At 40.3% G+C, this 18,397-nt stretch carries 16 protein-coding genes, 3 tRNA genes, 1 other RNA gene and 1 pseudogene; 3 read left to right on the forward strand and 18 right to left on the reverse strand.

From position 1 onward, the window contains the following. Positions 1 to 23 precede the first annotated feature (23 nt). Both PCY14_RS05775 and PCY14_RS05780 read left to right on the forward strand, forming a co-directional pair. The gene (locus PCY14_RS05775) at positions 24 to 482 is read left to right on the forward strand and encodes an NUDIX hydrolase (RefSeq protein WP_002889057.1); all 459 of its coding nucleotides are present in this window, start codon (positions 24 to 26) and stop codon (positions 480 to 482) included. A gap of 9 nt (positions 483 to 491) precedes the next feature. Next, on the forward strand, positions 492 to 794 hold the full coding sequence (locus PCY14_RS05780) for a DUF1827 family protein (RefSeq protein ID WP_002889059.1): 303 nt from the start codon (positions 492 to 494) through the stop codon (positions 792 to 794). Between the two features lie 46 nt (positions 795 to 840). Here the strand turns inward: PCY14_RS05780 and PCY14_RS05785 are convergent, their stop codons facing one another. From PCY14_RS05785 to parE, 14 genes and pseudogenes are all read right to left on the reverse strand, one after another. After that, positions 841 to 1,803, reverse strand: a complete 963-nt coding sequence (locus tag PCY14_RS05785; RefSeq protein ID WP_293936873.1) for a Gfo/Idh/MocA family protein — start codon at positions 1,801 to 1,803, stop codon at positions 841 to 843. Positions 1,804 to 1,901: 98 nt separating this feature from the next. After that, a complete protein-coding gene (locus PCY14_RS05790; protein WP_060933875.1) occupies positions 1,902 to 3,137 on the reverse strand; it encodes an aminoacyltransferase in 1,236 nt (411 codons plus the stop codon). After that, a complete protein-coding gene (locus tag PCY14_RS05795) occupies positions 3,115 to 3,441 on the reverse strand; it encodes a VTT domain-containing protein (RefSeq protein ID WP_239499715.1) in 327 nt (108 codons plus the stop codon). The genes PCY14_RS05790 and PCY14_RS05795 overlap by 23 nt, the downstream gene beginning before the upstream one ends. A 437-nt stretch (positions 3,442 to 3,878) precedes the next feature. Beyond that, positions 3,879 to 4,499, reverse strand: coding sequence for a DUF3862 domain-containing protein (locus PCY14_RS05800; RefSeq protein ID WP_008534087.1), 621 nt, complete (start codon positions 4,497 to 4,499; stop codon positions 3,879 to 3,881). Between the two features lie 43 nt (positions 4,500 to 4,542). Then, positions 4,543 to 4,892: a transfer-messenger RNA gene (gene ssrA / locus PCY14_RS05805) on the reverse strand. Between the two features lie 160 nt (positions 4,893 to 5,052). Then, positions 5,053 to 5,124 (reverse strand) — tRNA-Arg (locus PCY14_RS05810). 68 nt (positions 5,125 to 5,192) lie between these two features. Beyond that, complete coding sequence (gene rpsA / locus PCY14_RS05815) at positions 5,193 to 6,395, reverse strand: 30S ribosomal protein S1 (RefSeq protein ID WP_002889064.1); 1,203 nt, start codon at positions 6,393 to 6,395, stop codon at positions 5,193 to 5,195. 120 nt (positions 6,396 to 6,515) lie between these two features. After that, a tRNA-Gln gene (locus PCY14_RS05820) sits at positions 6,516 to 6,587 on the reverse strand. Between the two features lie 67 nt (positions 6,588 to 6,654). After that, positions 6,655 to 6,735: transfer RNA gene (locus PCY14_RS05825), tRNA-Tyr, on the reverse strand. A 62-nt stretch (positions 6,736 to 6,797) separates the two neighbouring features. Beyond that, positions 6,798 to 7,028: a DUF2969 domain-containing protein gene (locus PCY14_RS05830; RefSeq protein WP_002889065.1), complete on the reverse strand. Its 231-nt coding sequence runs from the start codon at positions 7,026 to 7,028 to the stop codon at positions 6,798 to 6,800. 118 nt (positions 7,029 to 7,146) lie between these two features. After that, a pseudogene (locus PCY14_RS05835) lies at positions 7,147 to 8,181 on the reverse strand (branched-chain amino acid aminotransferase); the annotation flags it as partial. Between the two features lie 158 nt (positions 8,182 to 8,339). Continuing rightward, entirely contained in the window at positions 8,340 to 10,796 is a 2,457-nt protein-coding gene (gene parC / locus PCY14_RS05840) for a DNA topoisomerase IV subunit A (protein WP_301363246.1), read from the reverse strand. A gap of 623 nt (positions 10,797 to 11,419) precedes the next feature. After that, positions 11,420 to 11,968 carry a hypothetical protein gene (locus PCY14_RS05845; protein ID WP_286643340.1) on the reverse strand — a complete coding sequence of 183 codons (549 nt, stop codon included), beginning with the start codon at positions 11,966 to 11,968 and terminating at the stop codon, positions 11,420 to 11,422. A gap of 155 nt (positions 11,969 to 12,123) precedes the next feature. Then, entirely contained in the window at positions 12,124 to 14,073 is a 1,950-nt protein-coding gene (gene parE, locus PCY14_RS05850; protein ID WP_301363247.1) for a DNA topoisomerase IV subunit B, read from the reverse strand. A gap of 137 nt (positions 14,074 to 14,210) precedes the next feature. Between parE and plsY the strand changes: the two genes are divergently transcribed. Beyond that, on the forward strand, positions 14,211 to 14,852 hold the full coding sequence (gene plsY / locus PCY14_RS05855) for a glycerol-3-phosphate 1-O-acyltransferase PlsY (protein WP_021145792.1): 642 nt from the start codon (positions 14,211 to 14,213) through the stop codon (positions 14,850 to 14,852). 121 nt (positions 14,853 to 14,973) lie between these two features. On the opposite strand, the gene PCY14_RS05860 is transcribed toward plsY, so the two are convergent. The 4 genes from PCY14_RS05860 to PCY14_RS05875 form a co-directional block, all read right to left on the reverse strand. Further along, the gene (locus PCY14_RS05860) at positions 14,974 to 15,324 is read right to left on the reverse strand and encodes a helix-hairpin-helix domain-containing protein (protein ID WP_021152166.1); all 351 of its coding nucleotides are present in this window, start codon (positions 15,322 to 15,324) and stop codon (positions 14,974 to 14,976) included. Between the two features lie 73 nt (positions 15,325 to 15,397). Next, a complete protein-coding gene (locus PCY14_RS05865) occupies positions 15,398 to 15,652 on the reverse strand; it encodes a DUF1912 family protein (protein ID WP_002889075.1) in 255 nt (84 codons plus the stop codon). 111 nt (positions 15,653 to 15,763) lie between these two features. Then, positions 15,764 to 16,714, reverse strand: coding sequence for a homocysteine S-methyltransferase (mmuM, locus tag PCY14_RS05870; protein WP_021152167.1), 951 nt, complete (start codon positions 16,712 to 16,714; stop codon positions 15,764 to 15,766). An 11-nt stretch (positions 16,715 to 16,725) separates the two neighbouring features. After that, the gene (locus PCY14_RS05875; protein WP_021145795.1) at positions 16,726 to 18,102 is read right to left on the reverse strand and encodes an amino acid permease; all 1,377 of its coding nucleotides are present in this window, start codon (positions 18,100 to 18,102) and stop codon (positions 16,726 to 16,728) included. Positions 18,103 to 18,397: the final 295 nt, after the last annotated feature.

Below are 18,397 nucleotides of genomic sequence, written 5' to 3' on the forward strand. Positions count from 1 at the left end.
CAAATAAACCTAAGGAGCAACTTATGAATCCAACATTTGGTGATAAGGTTGAGGGAGCTCATTATCAGACACGTTACGGTGTTTATGCTGTGATTCCTAACCAAGACAAGACGAAGATTATTTTAGTTCAAGCTCCTAACGGGGCTTGGTTTCTCCCAGGTGGAGAAATCGAAGCAGGCGAGGATCACTTTAGTGCCTTAAAACGCGAGTTAATTGAAGAACTTGGGTATACAGCCACTTTAGGACAGTACTATGGACAGGCTGACGAATACTTCTATTCAAGCCACCGTGACACTTACTTTTACAATCCAGCCTACATTTATGAAGTTGTAGATTTTTCAGAAATTGGTAACCCTCTAGAAGATTTCAACAAGCTGGCATGGTTCCCAATTGATGAAGCGATTTCCAAGCTTAAACGCGGCAGCCATAAGTGGGGAATCGAACAATGGAAAGCTAGCCATACAAGAACTGCCAAATCCTAGGAGGTAACTATGAAACTTATTAACACGACGCAAACACACCAAGAACTTGTACAAAACCAACTTGATAATACAGATGCCTTCCTCGTAGAAACCTATTCTGCTGGAAATACAGATGTTGTCTTTACACAAGCACCTAAACATTACGAACTATTGATTTCAAATAAACACCGTGCTGTTAAGGATAACGAATTAGAAATCATCCGTGAATTCTTCCTCAAACGCAAAATTGACAAAGACATCGTTTTGATGGACAAACTCCAAACAGTACACACCGAAAAATTGATTGAGATTTCATTCCCAACAACTGTATAAATCCAAAACAAGCAATGGCTAATGCCACTGCTTGTTTTTTAGTATCTTACAAAACTTTAGAGGCCTGATCCAAGACTTGCATAACCTGACGACTATGCTCCAACTGCTTGGCAACACTGTCAAAATCCTTGGTCGCCACCATCTTTTCAAAAGCCACAAATTCATCATGCATACGATGTTGTAGACTATTGAGATTGACGACTCTCTCTTTCTGACCATTGAGGGTGACGCCAATCTCAGGGAGAGTGTTGGTTGCACCCAAAATGGTGATAGCTCCCTTATCTCCTTGAATGGTTGAACGAATGTCAGCACTACAGTCTTTAGCTCCAATGGCAACAGCCTTAAAGTTACCATAGTCCAAAACTAGAATTCCTGACGTATCCACTCCTCTCTCCACATTAGGTAGGTATTCCACACGAATAGGCTTTCCAAAAAGTCCGACCAAAAGATGGATATTGTAGATATTCAGATCTCTAAGCGCTCCCCCACCCATTTCAGGGTTAAAGGCAGGAGCAATCTCACCACGTTTAAAGGCATCGTAGCGTGATGAATATTGAGAATAATTGATATTCACAATCTTGATATCACCGATTTCTGCTAGAGAATTCTTAATCGCTGTGAAATTAGCTAGATATTGATTGGTTATAGCTTCTATCAAGAGAAGCTTTTTTTCTTGGGCAAGCTTAGTCAGCTCTTCAAACTCTTCCAAATGCATGGTAAAAGGTTTCTCACAGATGACATGCTTGCCAGCTAGAAGTGCTTGTTTGGCATAGTCATAGTGGGTATGATTAGGTGTTCCAACATAAATGGTATCAACATCTGGATTGGACAAGATTGCTTCATAGTCACTTGTCGCCTGAGTTAGACCATATTGCTTAGCTAAAGCTTGAGCCTTATCAAGTGATCGTGGTGTCGACATTATAGCCTCCAGCTCAATTCCCTCAATAGTTGCCAAAACAGGCAAAACCTCTGTAACAATCATTCCTGTCCCTAATAATGCAAGTTTCATCAACCTACCTCCTTCTTCCTCTAAACTCTCTTATATATGTCGTAATTCCAAAAACAGAATTATAATGAAAGAGGACTCCAATAGAAGCCCTCTACATCTTAAGAACGTCCAAGCAGTTTCTTAATTCCTTGAATGGCCTTATATTTAAACGGTTGTGGATAATAACGGAAAGTTCCCATTTTACGAACGATATAACCATTAAAGTTTTGTTTAAAACGCAAAACCCCATCTGAACCATCAAAAATGCCCATGATACCAAGGAAGTTATAGAAACTGATACCACGTTTAATAGCCTGTGTCATCACATACTCTTGCAAGAGTGCTGGAGCATAAAACTTATTAAATTCAGGATAAGAGCCACTAAAAAGATAGACTGCTTCTTGAGGGGTGTAAACGAAGAGACTTCCGGCTAGAACAATGTCTTCCTGGCCGTACTTGTCAATAAAGGCTGTCGCTTCCCCCTTGCGAACATCAAAAGTTTCAAACTGACTTGATAGCTCTCGCAATTGGTTTTGTTTTTTCTCAGACTTAGGATTAGTTTCCAAATCAGCTTGCAATTTGACAATTCTAGCTCCCAATTTAGCCTGATCCTTCTCTAAATGTTCAAGGTAATCTTGGAAATTCAAAGTAGCAACCATAAAATCAGCATTATCACCAAAGGCATCATAAAAATCTTGGTAGTAATCCAGCGATTTATCACTATATTCTCGACGATCAGAAGTCGCTGAAGTGATTTCTTTAAAAATGGATAACTCGTCACGCTTCAGTTTTTTCAGCTTGATACCAAAGGTTTTAGCTTTTTTAACTAATGGTTTTCCTTTTTTGCTGAAAGACTTAATCAAAGCTTTTTCTGTAATCCCTGATAAATCCTTCACATAATGCCAGTCAGGCTCACCACCAGGATAACCTGTTTGCAGACCATCAAAGCTATAACCTAAGTTAGTCAATTGGCTAATCAGCTGCTTTTGCTCATCACCAGTTGGCTCCCCATTACTATCAAAGGTTTGATAAGTATCATAAGGTTTGATTAACAGCTCAAGCGCACCATTTGCTTTAGCGTAGTCCTTCAATCCTTGGTAAAAGTCGCTCAGATGAGTCGTATTGGAGTGAATAGGTCCACAATTCACTTCCATACGAAGCCCACCAGTCATAGGCATACTATAGACAATTGCTGAGATTTCTAGCTGATTGCCTTCTTTCCAAGCGACATAGCTAATGCTAAATCCACGTTTTTCAAGAAGCTTAGCCATTTCCTCTGTTTGCATAAAAGAACGCTCTGAAACCTGTTGAGCATGTGTGTTAAATTCTTCCTTAGTTACTTGAATGAAGCTCATTTTTTTCCTTCCTAAAATGGATAACGTAAATTACGAGTGAGATAAACAACAAAAGGGCAAGTATTGCCACTAATGGTATTCGAATTGGGCGACTATTTAGCAACAAATCCCCACTGACGGCATAAACAACGGAGAGTGGCGTCACTCCAATTAGTGTCGCTAAAATCCTTGTCCTTGTGGGTAATTTCATCTGAACACAAGCATAATTGACCAAAGCTGATGGAATAAATGGAATAGAGAATGCTAGCGAAATACCAATAAAGCGATGCTTAAAATTTTCAATATAAGTTAGGAGTTTCTCCATACGTTTAGACCTCCGGGCTTTTCAAATCTTCTTAGGATTTCAAAACTAGTTAAATTTCCAAAAGTATTCCCAAGGATATTCATAGGAATGCCCAAGAAGGGACCGTAAAGCAGACCAACGAAAATACAAAAAAACGAACTTAAAACTCCAAGAATAGCTGATGATAAAATCATAAGATCCATAAGGATAAGAGCATTCTGGACATTTGCCTGCTTAAAAGCTTCTCTTAAGAAGTCTTGGTCATGATTAGCATTGGCCCAAAACCTGATTAAAGGGAAAATGTTATGTAAGAGAAGTAATAAAAATAGCAGAATTAATACAGTAATTCCGACAAAAAAATCCTTTTTCGGGTCATTGCATCTCCATCGTTTTAATCACTCTTTTTATTATAACAAAAAAATGCCTTCATTGATTTAGAAAGGCATCATTTCCTATTATTACTTGTTAATCAAATTTGCTTGAGATTTGTTTTCCAAGGCACCATTCTTGAAGTTAAGAGTAAGACTACCTGTTTCACCCTTTTTAGCGACAAGATTTGATGACCAAAGAGCCTGTGTCATTGTAGCATCAGAAGATACTGCAATAGAATAAACATCTGGTGTACCAAGTGTTTTAACGGCATCATCATAGCTCGTTCCATTTTTAAGGTTTTCATACATTTTCAAGGTGATTTTAGGATCACGGACAAAAGAAAAGTTTGAGAGTGACTTAACAACAGTACTATTATTGAAAAGTTTAGCCGTAACAACGACATTATCAAACTGCCAATTGTAGACATCCAGTTTAGCATCTCCTGCCTGCTCTTGGCTAGTCGATGACGGTTCCCCAAACAAACCTTTCAAAGTATCAAGATTTGATCCCCCTGAAAATTCCTGAGAGGCATTTGCCATGGAAATTTTATCAAAGTTCTGACGAACATTGCCATGTTTAACTGTTAGAATCTTTGAAGCTTCATTATCCACAGACCCCTTTGTCTCAGTCTTAGACGAAGAATGTCCACAAGCAGCTAAGGTAAAAAGTGAAAGACCTAAAACGGCCAAAGACAAAAGTTTTTTCATAATAAATTCCTATACACAAATAAAAGGCTGACGCCTCAAGTATTTATGGAGCCGGTGGGAGTCGAACCCACGTCCAAACACCTGCCAACATATTCGTCTACAACCATAGGTTATGTCTTTCATTTAACAGATAGGCGACACATAACTCAAGCCTTCTATATGCGAGCCTATAAATCTCTTTTCGACCAGCTAGGCAATGGTCAAACGTAGCTTATAAATCAATAAAACCTCTAAGCAAACATAAGCAATCTGCTAGAAGTCACGCGAGCAGGTGTTTAGGCTGCTACAGCGTAAGAATTTGTATTTTTTGCAGTTATATTTAACTGAGCGTTTACGTCGCCACACGAGTCGCAGAATATGCCTCATAATGCCTGTCGAATCCGTAACGACCCCAATATGAGATATTGAGTATTATAGCAAAATTTTTAATAAATAGCAAAATATTACCTACTGTAAACACCATAAGCTCAAAGTCTACAAATCTTATGGCACCTAAATATGACTCAGATTAAAAAACGTTGAAAGAATAAATCTCTCAACGCTCTTGTCTTTTTGCACCCTAAGGGAATCGAACCCCTATCTCAAGAACCGGAATCTTACGTGATATCCATTACACTAAGGGTGCTAACAGTATACTATTATAGCATACTCTAAAATATAAAAAAAGACATGTTTCCATGCCTCTTTTCTATATTACAATTCGATATCTCCGAAAAGATCCGCCATTGAGAATCCAGATTGAGTTTCTGGAAGTTCGTAGTCACGTTTTTCTTGACGTTTAGGACGACGTGGACGTGATTGACGTTTTTCGTTGTTTTCACCTTCAGCATTAGCTGGGCGTTCTTCAAGAGCTTTGATAGAAAGTGATACACGTTCTGCATCAGCGTTTACTTCAAGAACTTTAACAGTAACATCTTGACCTACTGAAAGAACATCTTTTGGATTTTCAACACGTTTGTGTGAGATTTGTGAGATGTGAACAAGTCCATCGATACCTGGCAATACTTCAACGAAAGCACCGAAGTCAGTCAAGCGTTTAACTTTACCTTCGATAACATCTCCAGCAGCAAGTTTTTGTTCAACGCCATCCCATGGTCCAGGTGTTGTTGCTTTAAGTGAAAGTGATACACGACCTGCTTCTTCGTCGATAGCAAGAACTTTAACATCAACTTCGTCACCAACAGAAACAACTGATTTAGGTGAAACGTTACGTTCGTGAGACAATTCAGTCACGTGAACAAGTCCATCAACACCACCAAGGTCGATGAAAGCACCGAAGCTTGTCAAACGAGCAACTTTACCAGTTACGATTGAACCAACTTCAAGTTTAGAGAAGACTTCTTTACGAGCTTCTGCAGCTTCGGCTTCAACAACTTCACGACGTGAAAGGATGAAACGGTTTTCAGCTGGATCAACTTCTTTGATTTTAGCGTCAAATTCTTGACCTACAAATTGTTCAGTGTTACGAACAAAACGAGTATCAATCATTGAAGCTGGAATAAATCCACGAAGACCTTCAAATTCAACTGAAAGTCCACCTTTAACAGCGCGTGTTCCTTTAACAGTAACAACTTCTTCTTCACGACCAACAAGTTTATCCCAAGCTTTGCGAGCTTCCAAGCGTTTTTTAGATACAAGGTAAGTTACAGTATCAGTATCTTTACCAACAACTTGACGAAGAACAAGCACTTCAAGTGTTTCACCAACTTTAACAAGGTCTGCAACGTTTGCGTCACGGTCGTTTGTCAATTCACGACGTGTCAAAACACCTTCGATACCAGTTCCTTCGATAACAACATTTGCTTGATCATTATCTACTGAGATAACTTCAGCTGTTACAACGTCACCTGTGTTAACTTCGCTAACACTGTTTAGCAATTCTTCAAATTCGTTCATTCTAAAAAGATCCTCCAACAAGAGACAGCCAATTCTGACTCTTGATAACAATATATTTTTCAAGGTACCCGCAAAGACAATTGTTGACATAGGCGGTGCCGAAGCACCCGATACCTTTGACTGGGGTAGCTGGATTCGAACCAACGCATGAGGGAGTCAAAGTCCCTTGCCTTACCGCTTGGCTATACCCCAATAGCAAAATGCCATAAAAAAACATCTAAGTACTTGACATCGACTATTCGACTCAGTCTCTTAGATATGGAGAGAGAGGGATTCGAACCCCCGAACCCGAAGGAGCGGATTTACAGTCCGCCGCGTTTAGCCTCTTCGCTATCTCTCCTTTTAAGAACAAGAAATAGTATATCACAGTTTCTTGACCAAAGCAAGCCTTTACTTTGGATTTTAATGATTAAGATTATAGGCTTCAATAATGGCAGCTACTGCTTGATCCATTTTCTTGTGGAAGCCTGCGACGTTTTCTTTATCAACAACGGCAAATTTACCATCAATTTCTACAATTTGGCCGATAACTTTTTTACCAACAACAAGCTCAAACCCTTCAATGATTGCCTTGTTAACAGTTACTTTGGCATCTTTAACTTGAATTTCAATTTTTTTGTCTTTTTTGCTCATAGATTTACACTTGAGACTTGGCTCAAGTCATCCTTTCTTAATGTATCTCTTTAATTTTACCGAAAAAGAAAAAAGCTTGCAAGAGCAAGCCTTAAAATAAGCGTTAATTTCTTATGATTTAGTCAACTTTGAAAATCCATCCTTCTGGCGCTTCAACATCACCAAATTGAATACCAGTCAACTCATCATAAAGTTTATGTGTAACAGGTCCTACTTCTGTTTCTGAATAGAAGACATGGAAGTCGTCACCGTGTTGTACACCACCAATTGGTGAGATAACAGCAGCTGTACCACAGGCACCAGCTTCAACAAATTTGTCCAACTCAGCAATCTTAACATCACCTTGAATAGCTTTCATGCCAAAACGTTTTTCGGCCAAATAAAGCAAAGAGAATTTCGTAATTGATGGCAAGATGGATGGGCTAAGTGGAGTGATGAACTCGTTATCAGCTGTAATACCGAAGAAGTTTGCAGAACCAACCTCTTCAATTTTAGTGTGAGTTGCAGGATCAAGATAGATAACATCTGAGAATTTACGGTCATGTGCAATCTTACCTGGCAACATACTTGCTGCATAGTTACCACCAACTTTAGCAGCACCCGTACCATGTGGAGCAGCACGGTCGTATTCGTCTTGAATAAGGAAGTTTGTTGGAGCCAAACCACCTTTGAAATAGTTCCCTACTGGCATGGCAAAAATAGTAAAGACGTATTCATCAGCAGGGTGAACACCAATAATATCTCCTACCCCAATCAAAAGTGGGCGAAGATAGAGTGTTGCGCCTGTTCCATATGGTGGAACATATTCTTCATTGGCACGGACTACTTGTTTACAAGCATCTACGAATTTGTCAACGGGAACCTGTGGCATCAAAAGACGATCGGCTGTACGTTGCAAACGTTTGGCATTTTCATCTGGACGAAACAATTGAACTGAACCATCTTTGGTACGGTAAGCCTTGAGTCCTTCGAAAGCTTCTTGACCATAGTGAAGAGCTGGGGATGCTTCTGAGATGTGCAAAGTCGCATCCTCAGTCAAATGACCTTCATCCCATTTTCCGTCTTTGTAATGTGAAATATAACGGAATGGAAGTTTATGGTAATTAAATCCTAAATTTTCCCAGTCTAAATCAACTGTCATGTGTATGTCCTCTTTTCTGTTACTATGTGCTTTATAGTATAGTCCTTTTCATTGAAAATTTCAAGTTTATGTTGCAAAATTCTGACAATTCTTTTTGAGAGGTTTTTGGGGAGGATTGAACGATAAAAAAAAACTCTGTTCTCAAATAAGAGAACAAAGCTTTCTTATCTTTATTTTTCAATAATCTTGGCAGCGAAGACTTCCTTGTCTGCTAGTCCTTCAATGAAACTTCCATTGCTAGTACGCTCTGAAAGATTAAGAAGGGACAAATCAACTTCTGCTGTTTCACCAGTCGTAGCTGTGACAAGCAAGGTCTGAGGGGCCTCTTCCGCTGGTGTTGCTAGAAGATCTATCTCACCACCAGAATTTTCTGTAAAGACTGGACCAGCCGTAAAGACACGGTGCGGTTTAGTCTTAAGCTCACGAAGAACTTGGAGACCTCGACCAGCTCGCTTAGCCTGTGGAATATCTGCTGTAGCTACCCGTTTGAGACTAGCTCTTTGTGTAAGAAGATAGAAACTTTGGGTATTTGCCACAAAAACGGCCTGAACGGTATCATCATCCTTAAGGTTGATTGCCTTAACACCTGCTGCCTTGGCACCAACAACTGGTACCTCGTCAGCATTGAAGCGGAGGGCATAGCCTTTTTGCGTGATAATCATGACATCATCCATCTGAATTGGGGTGACTGTGACAACACAATCACTAGCATCCTTAAGTTTAGCGTATTTAACCGACTTAGACTTGTAGGTACGCCATGGGGTAAATTCCTTGCGTTCGAAACGTTTAATCTGACCAAGTTTAGTGGCTGCTAGATAAGTACCAGCTTCAAAATCATCCAGAATTTCAGCATAAAGCACTTCTTCATCCTTAGATAAATTAGTGATGGTTTGTGATAAATGCTCTCCCAAATCCTTCCAACGAATATCCGGCAACTCATGAATTGGACGATAAATCACATTGGCCTGGTTAGTGAACATCAAGAGATGCTGTGTCGTCTTAGCCTGCTGAACCAGAATCAAGTCATCATCATCACGTTTTCCAACTTCTTCAATCGTTGAAGCATTGAAAGAACGTGGGCTTGTACGTTTGACGTAACCACCACGAGTGATGCTGACATAGGTTTCTTCCTCAACAATCAAACTTGCGGTATCAATTTCAATGGTCTTGGTTTCTGCTTGCAACTCTGAACGACGGTCATTTCCAAATTTCTTCTTAATGTCACGGAGCTCACGCTTCATGACATTAAACATGGTGCGCTCGTCTCCAATGATGGCAGCCAAGGTCGCAATTTGTTCACGTAAATCGGCTTCCTCATTTTGGAGAGTGACAATATCTGTATTGGTCAAACGATAGAGTTGCAAGGTCACGATAGCTTCAGCTTGTTCTTCTGAAAAATCATAGCTGACCTTAAGATTTTCCTTGGCATCAGCTTTATTTTCAGAAGCTCGGATAAGAGCAATAACCTCATCCAAAATAGAGATGACACGGATGAGTCCTTCCACAATATGAAGACGTTTTTCAGCCTTATCCTTGTCAAATTTTGAACGAGCAACGATAATATCGCGACGGTGGGCAATGTAGCTAGACAAAATCTTTTGCAAGCCCACTTGACGTGGGGTGAAATTGTCAATGGCCACCATGTTGAAATTATAGTTGACCTGAAGATCCGTATATTTCAACAGGTAGTTAAGAATGGTTTGGCTGTCAGCATCCTTCTTAAGTTCAATAGCAATACGCAGACCAGTACGGTCAGACTCATCACGAACTTCCGCAATGCCTGGAACCTTGTTATTGACCCTAACATCATCAATTTTTTTAACCAAGACAGCCTTATTGACATCGTAAGGAATCTCAGTAACGATGATTTGTTCCTTGCCACCTTTGAGTTGTTCGATTTCAGTACGTGAACGCACAACTACACGGCCCTTACCGGTTTCGTAGGCCTTGCGAATCTCGTCTTTGCCCTGGATGATAGCCCCTGTTGGAAAATCTGGGCCAGGCAAGAATTCCATCAATTTATCCAGTTTAGCAGATGGGTGATCAATCATGTAGACAACAGCATCAATGACCTCTGCCAGATTATGCGGTGGAATGTCTGTGGCATAACCAGCAGAAATCCCTGTAGCCCCATTAACCAAGAGGTTTGGAAAGGCGGCGGGTAAAACGGTTGGTTCCTTCTCTGTATCATCAAAATTCCAAGCCCATGGGACTGTGTTTTTATCGATATCTTGAAGAAGGTAGCCCGCAATCTCTGACAAGCGTGCCTCTGTATAACGCATGGCCGCTGGTGGATCACCGTCCATAGAACCGTTGTTACCGTGCATTTCAACCAAGATTTCACGATTCTTCCAATCCTGAGACATACGAACCATGGCATCATAAATGGAACTGTCACCATGGGGGTGGAAATTACCCATAATGTTACCCACAGACTTGGCAGATTTACGATAGCCCTTGTCATACGTATTGCCATCCTTATTCATGGAATAAAGAATACGACGTTGAACGGGTTTCAGACCGTCACGAATATCAGGAAGCGCACGCTCCTGAATAATGTATTTGGAGTAGCGACCAAAACGCTCCCCCATGATGTCCTCAAGGGACATGTTTTGAATATTAGACATAAGATTTCTCTTTATTTTTTAGTTTAAGTAATGATTTGAAATAATATAAAAGACAAATAGTAGACCCCCTACTTCACTGCAACACCTCTAATTACAATGTTGTTCCTTGACTTTGTAACTGTAGAAGAATGGTTTTCACCTTCCTAGTTTCTATTTCACCAATCACAAATTGAACCACTGTACTTATCGCAATTAAAATGAAAAGTACACAAGATAGAGTCAATGAAGTAGAAAGTTCCCCAAAGAATAAGATAAAGTTTAAAAGTGTTAAACAAGTCATTATAGAGGCGTTGATTACGAGAACAGTAGCTAGCGGGATACGAAATAACCTATAATGATAGATACTTTTTAAAAGTGATGTGATACTACAAGCAACACTTAGGGGAGAAAAAACATAGATATAGTAGAAAGTCAATAACAACCCCGTGTAGGTCCTCTGTGAGAAGGGATTATCTATCAAAGATAGAAGGAAGGTTATCACAACTAGTATAGGCAAGATCAAAAAGTGTGTTTTTAGTGGTCTCTTTTTATAAACGCTTAAATAAGCTATTGCCCCTCCACATGCAGGAAACACCACTTGAGGATAGTAAAGTAAAAAACTTAATACCTTAGATAACATAGGTCTACCTCACACTGTCTTTTCCTGACTTAGCAATATAGTCTTTATTTTTTTCATTTTCCTTTCCTCCTATTATATTTTGAACAATACCAATTATCGCTAGGAGAAGAAAAATAAGGTACATAGATGAAGCAGGGAGAAATCCCAAAGACCCTTGTAAAAAGAGCAGGTTGAGGAAAGCCAGTAATGTGGCAAAGAAACTATTAATAACTAATAAGATTGAATATTTGGTTTGAAAGCGTATTAAATGTAGAAGACTTTTTATAAAAGCTATTAGCGAGAATGGCACATAAAACACTGAAAAGACCATCATATAGTAAAAAACAAATAATAAACCTGAGAATGTACTACCAAAATAAGAATAGAGGGGATTATCCACCACGAAGATTAGGAGGGAAACTATAGATAAGAGAAAAAGGATAAAAAAGCGTGTTTTTATAGGTCGTATGCCATAAAAAATTAAGTATATGGTAGAAACAATAACCATAAGAATAATAGCAGGAAAAGCTACATCTGCATGGTAAAGTAGGTAATCGATAACATTAAAATTCATTTTTCTACCTCCATTGATTTCTAGTCAATGACACTGCAAATAGTTAATAAACTATGTAGAAAATAATTAACTTATTTCTTTATAAACTCAGGTATCTATTGATAGTAAGCGCTCTCCCTAACTCTATCTTATAATTTTCCCTTCTGGCTTGCAACCTAAAATACGCCGCTTTCCTCAAGCGTAAATTTAACGTTATCTTCAATCCATTGACGGCGTGGTGCTGGTTTATCTCCCATAAGGACTGAGACACGACGTTCAGCACGCGCAAGGTCGTCAATCGTCACTCGGATAAGGGTTCTTGTCTCTGGATCCATGGTTGTTTCCCACAGTTGGTCAGCATTCATTTCACCAAGCCCCTTGTAACGTTGAAGAAGAGCGCCACGACCAAATTTTTGACGAAGTTCTTCAAGTTCGCCGTCCGTCCAAGCGTATTCGACAACTTCCTTCTTGCCTTTACCTTTGGACATCTTGTAAAGAGGAGGCAGAGCGATATAAACGTGTCCTGCTTCCACCAGTGGACGCATATAACGATAGAAGAAAGTAAGAAGCAAGGTTTGGATGTGAGCCCCATCGGTATCGGCATCGGTCATGATGATAATCTTGTCGTAGTTGATATCATCAAGGTTAAAATCAGCTCCAACTCCTGCACCGATAGTATAAATCATGGTATTGATTTCTTCGTTTTTGAGAATGTCTGCCATTTTGGCTTTCTCAGTGTTGAGGACCTTCCCTCGAAGAGGAAGAATGGCCTGAAATTTACGATCACGGCCTTGTTTGGCTGAACCGCCGGCAGAATCCCCTTCGACCAGATAAAGCTCATTTTTCTTAGCATTTTTAGACTGGGCTGGCGTCAATTTCCCTGACAAGAGTCCCTTGTCTTTTTTATTTTTCTTGCCATTTCGACTAGCATCACGAGCTTTTCTGGCAGCTTCACGGGCATCACGGGCCTTGATAGCCTTACGCACCAAGTTCGAAGCCAAATCTCCATTTTCCATAAGGAAGTAGGTCAAATGCTCTGAAACGATGCTATCCACAATAGGACGAGCTAAAGGAGATCCCAATTTATCCTTGGTTTGTCCTTCAAACTGAAGGTGTTCTTCAGGAACCAAGAGCGAGATAACTGCTGACAAGCCCTCACGGTAATCTGACCCTTCAAGGTTCTTATCTTTTTCTTTGAGAAGGCCTGTCTTACGGGCATAATCGTTAAAGGCCTTGGTAATGGCAGACTTGAAGCCCGTTTCGTGGGTCCCTCCGTCCTTAGTACGGACATTATTGACAAAGGAAAGGATATTGTCAGAGTAACCGTCATTATACTGAAGGGCTAATTCCAAGTGAAATTCTTGCTGATCTCCATCAATATAGATAACTGGTGTCAACGTTTCCTTGTCCTCATTCAGGTATGACACAAAGTCTTGAACCCCATTTTCATAGTGGAATTCTTCACGAACTTCCTCTTCGCCACGCAAGTCTGTCAATGTCATAGTGACATTTTTAAGAAGAAAGGCTGATTCTTTGAGACGCTCTGAGATGGTGTTAAATTTGAAGTCAGTCGTTGAAAAGATGCTCGCATCAGGCATGAAAGTAACTTTTGTACCTGTCTTAGACTTAGGCGCTTTACCAATCTTTTCAAGCCCTGTTACAGGGTGACCACCATTTTCAAAACGTTGGCGATAGACACTACCGTCACGGGTAATTTCTACCTCAAGCCAACTAGACAGCGCATTAACAACTGAAGAACCCACACCGTGAAGACCTCCAGAAGTCTTATAACCACCCTGTCCAAATTTACCACCCGCGTGGAGAACGGTGAAAATAACTTCAACTGTGGGTTTACCCATGGCATGCATACCTGTCGGCATCCCACGTCCAGAGTCAGAAACAGAAACGGAACCATCCTTATTTAGGGTAACAGCGATAACATCACCAAAACCAGAAAGAGCTTCATCGACCGCATTGTCGACAATCTCCCAAACTAAGTGGTGAAGTCCTGTTCCATCTGTTGAGCCAATGTACATTCCAGGGCGCTTGCGAACCGCATCCAACCCTTCTAGTACCTGAATGGCATCATCATTATAATTATTTACATTTATTTCTTTTTTAGCCAAGAGTGACCTCCAAAATTTTCATCCTTATTATTTTATAAGTTTTCAGAAGAATTTGCAAAGGAAATCAAGAAAGCTGTTAGCTTATCTTAAATCTGACCAACTTTGTCAATTACTAAGCTGTATGCTATAATTATCTCATGAAAATCTTATTATTAATTCTTATCGCCTACCTGCTGGGTTCCATTCAGACTGGTCTCTGGATTGGAAAAGTTTTCTTTCATACGAATCTTCGGGAGCACGGATCTGGAAATACTGGAACAACTAATACCTTCCGTGTTCTTGGTAAGACGGCTGGCACAATCACTTTCTTAGTGGACATGCTTAAGGGGACTTTGGCAGTGCTCCTACCGGTTTGGTTGGGTGTCACAGCTGTATCTCCTCTAATCATTGGTTTCTTTGCCATCATTGGACATGTTTTCCCAATCTTCGCTAGTTTTAAGGGTGGAAAGGCAGTTGCAACAAGTGCTGGGGTGCTTCTTGGTTTTGCCCCCCTCTACTGCGTCTTCCTGCTCTTGGTCTTTGCTTTAACGCTCTATCTAACCAGCATGATTTCATTTTCAAGTGTCACTGCTGCAGTTGTAGGGCTGATTACCTTGGCTACTTTCCCGGCTATCCATTTTTTACTAGATGGGTATGATCCAATCTTTAGTGCTGTTCTTATCATCATGGCTTTAGTGATTACTTTCCGTCACACGGAGAATATGGCCCGTATTCGCAAGCATCAAGAAAACTTGGTCCCTTTTGGACTTAATTTAACCAAACAAAATCCAAAGAAATAAATAATTCAGATCTATCAACCACTAGCAAAAAGCTAGTGGTTTTCTGTTCTGACAATCACCAAAATAGCTAATAAGGCAAACAATAAAGATCCGAAGTTTTCACCTCGGATCTTTTTAAGGATTAGGCTTTAAAGCTGACACCATTTTCTTTCAATTTTTTAACAGTTGCAGGTCCTACACCTTTAAGGGCTAGGACTTCTTCTTCAGTCACACCTGCAAAGGCTGCTGCTGACGTCAAACCTTCATTGTAAAGAGTCTCTACAAGGTTTGAACGAAGGCCTTCCACTTCTGGAAGTTCTGAAAAGGCTTCAAGACTAAGGTCTTTAGCGACCACTTCCTCTTTAGCAACTGGCTGCGTTTCAGCAACCGCTTGTGGGGCTACTGGTGGAACAGGGGCTTTCAGATTATTGAAAAGTCCTTGTTTTTTCAAACGGTGTTTAAAAGCCTTCTTTTTATTTTTTACTTTTGCCATGTGTTTTTTCTCCCATTTTGAAAGACGACTTCTTCCTATAGAAGGTCGTCGCTCATTTCTTTATCATTTTCTATTAATAGTGACGTTCCCCGAACAAGCCTTCTGGCATATCATGGAAACCTTTACCGGCACGATAATTGGTAAACTTACCAATTAGGAAATTGTAGGCATCTAATTTAGCTTCATAACGGAAACTTGCGTCACGGGCACGTTCATCACCATCTTCTTCCCAAATTTTCTTACTAGCGGCTAAGGCCTTTTCGTTTACTTTAACTTGGGTAACAACCCATGCTTCAAAGTCTTTTAGAAATTCTTGTTCGTAGGTCATATTTTCCTCTTCATTTTAAAAACCAGCTTAACGCTGGATTTATTTTTACAGATAGTATGTAGGCCGTTTGGCCTTACAATCACATATTATAACAAATAATTAGAAATTTGACTAGGTTCTAAATTCTTGATATAAGGCCTTGATGTCATTTGGACGTGTACGACAGCACCCCCCTAAAATCTGAACCCCAAAATGAGCATGCCAATCTTTACTATGTTCGAGCAGGGTGAGGGCATCCTTGTCTTTAGGTTTCCAAGTTTGACTGTCACCATCATAAACTTCACCCGAATTAGGGTAAGTAATAAGGGCCTTGTCTGCCTTCTTGAGAACAGGTAGAGCTTGTTCATAAAGAATCGGCGAACTGCAATTGATTCCCACTGCCAAGATTTGATCAGAATGAGAAATAAGCTTGGCAATTTCATCTAGAGAAGTCCCATCGCTGATGGCATCTGGAACTTGAATGGTAAAACTGATATAAGCTTCTACCTCAGGAAATTCTTCAGCCAAAAGCTCAACCAAGGCTTGTGCTTCCAGATGATTAGGAATGGTTTCCAAAGCCAACAAATCGACACCCTGATCTAGGAGAACATGAATTCGAGGGCGATGAAAATCCTTAAGTGTTTCAACGGTAACCTGACCATAATCTCCAGTATACTCAGAACCATTGGCCAAATAGGCTGCGTAAGGACCAACATCTCCAGAAATCAAAGGATAGGGGCGTTTGGCTTTCTCAGTCTCATCCAAGGTTGCCCATATCTTATCTCGTGCAGCCTTTGCCAACTGGACCGTTAGGGCAATAACCTGCTCCGCTTCTCTTTCAGTAAGCCCTGCCTCCATCAAGCCCGGTAAGGTCGCTTGATAAGATGATGTGGTAATCAAGTCAGCCCCAGCAGCTATATAGGTTTCGTGAATTTCTTGAATAACTTCTGGCTTTTCAAGAAGGTACTTGGCTGACCAGAGCTTGCCTGAAATATCATAACCCAAGCTCTCCATCTCTGTTCCTAGTGCACCATGAAGAATGAGGGGGGATTTATTTTCCAAATAATCTTTAAATATAGCCATAAAAGACCTCCTTACCATTTTTTAAAGCGAAGGTAGTGATAAAGGTAACAGAAAATCATGAAGGGAATACCAAAGTAGAGCCCCGCACGTTGTGAACTATCCCAAGCAATCCCAAGCACAGAAATAGCCAATAGAACGATTGTGATATAAGGAAGGACAGGATTAAACGGTGTTTTATAGTCCAGTTCGTCTTCAGAATGTTCTAGCTTCCACTGTTTACGGAAATTAAGCTGTGCCATAGGAATAGAAAGCCAAACAACTACAACTGCAAAACCAGCGATTGATACCAAAGCTAGATAAACCGTATCTGCAGCATAGATACTTGAAAAGAGTGATAAAACTGCTCCGGCCATGGAAATCAAAAGAGCTGTCATTGGAACACCATGCTTATTAATTTTCACTAGCTTTTTATTGAGCATTCCCTCATTGGCCAAAGACCAAAGCATACGGCTTGAAGCGTAGAGTCCCGAATTCCCAGCAGAAAGAATAGCTGTCAGGATAACAAAGTTCATGATGTCTGCCGCAAATGGAATCCCCATCTTGTCAAAAACATCAACGAAAGGGGCTGAGGATACCCCTGCTTCTTTCATGGGAAGAAGCGAAGCCAAGACCACAATGGTCAAAACAAAGAAGATAACCAAGCGTCCAATGGTCGTTTTAATAGCACGTGGAACAGCCTCTTTAGGATTATCTGTCTCACCAGCTGCAATACCGATTAACTCTGTTCCCGAAAAGGCATAATTAACCGCCAACATGACTGACACAATGGCAAGACCACCATTTGGAAAGAGACCATTAGCCGTCAAATGCTTAAACATAATAGCCTCATGGTGACCATCAAAACTCACCAAACCAAACATTGCTCCAAGACCGAGAATGATGAAGACCAAGATAGCAATGACTTTTATTGACGAGAAGAAGGATTCCGCTTCCGCAAAAGACCTCACGCTCAAAGCATTAATACCAAAAATCACTAAGGCAAAGAAGGCTGCAAAAATCCAAGCCGGAACTGATGGAAACCAACGTTGCATCAACATAGCAGCACCCAAAAATTCTGTTCCCAAGGCAACCGTCCAACAAATCCAATAAAGCCAGGCTACTGTAAAGCCGGTTCCCGGACTAATAAACTTAGTAGCATAGGTGTGGAAGGACCCCGTCACTGGCATAGCTACTGCTAACTCCCCCAATGAAAGCATGACCAAGTAAACAACGATAGCTCCCACAAGATAAGATAGGATAGCACCGAGGGGACCCGCTTGTGCAATCGTATAGCCTGAGCTCAAGAAGAGACCAGTACCAATGACACCACCCAACGATAGCATAAAGAGGTGGCGTGAAGTCATCTTCCGTTGGAACTGACCTTCATTTTCATAATTATGGTTTTCCATAAATTCCTCCAAAAATGTAATAAAACAAGCTTATCACAATATCATCTCCTTGGATAATAGGTGGAAACTATCAAAGAGATAGACACAAACTATCACAAAAAAAACTCGGAATTCTCCGAGCTCTTCTTACAATTCGGCTCTATAATTTCTGTAGTGGGTAAAATCACTATAGAGATTATAGAGCTTTTTGAATGCAGACAAAAAGTCCCATAAGAACTATAATGAAAAGCAACCAAACCATCATTAGGAAGAACTTATGAGACTTATTAAGAATACCACAGAATTAATCGGAATT

Origin of the sequence: Streptococcus sp. SV2 (genome assembly GCF_030440175.1) — a bacterium.
In the GTDB taxonomy this organism is placed as follows: Bacteria; Bacillota; Bacilli; order Lactobacillales; family Streptococcaceae; genus Streptococcus; species Streptococcus raffinosi.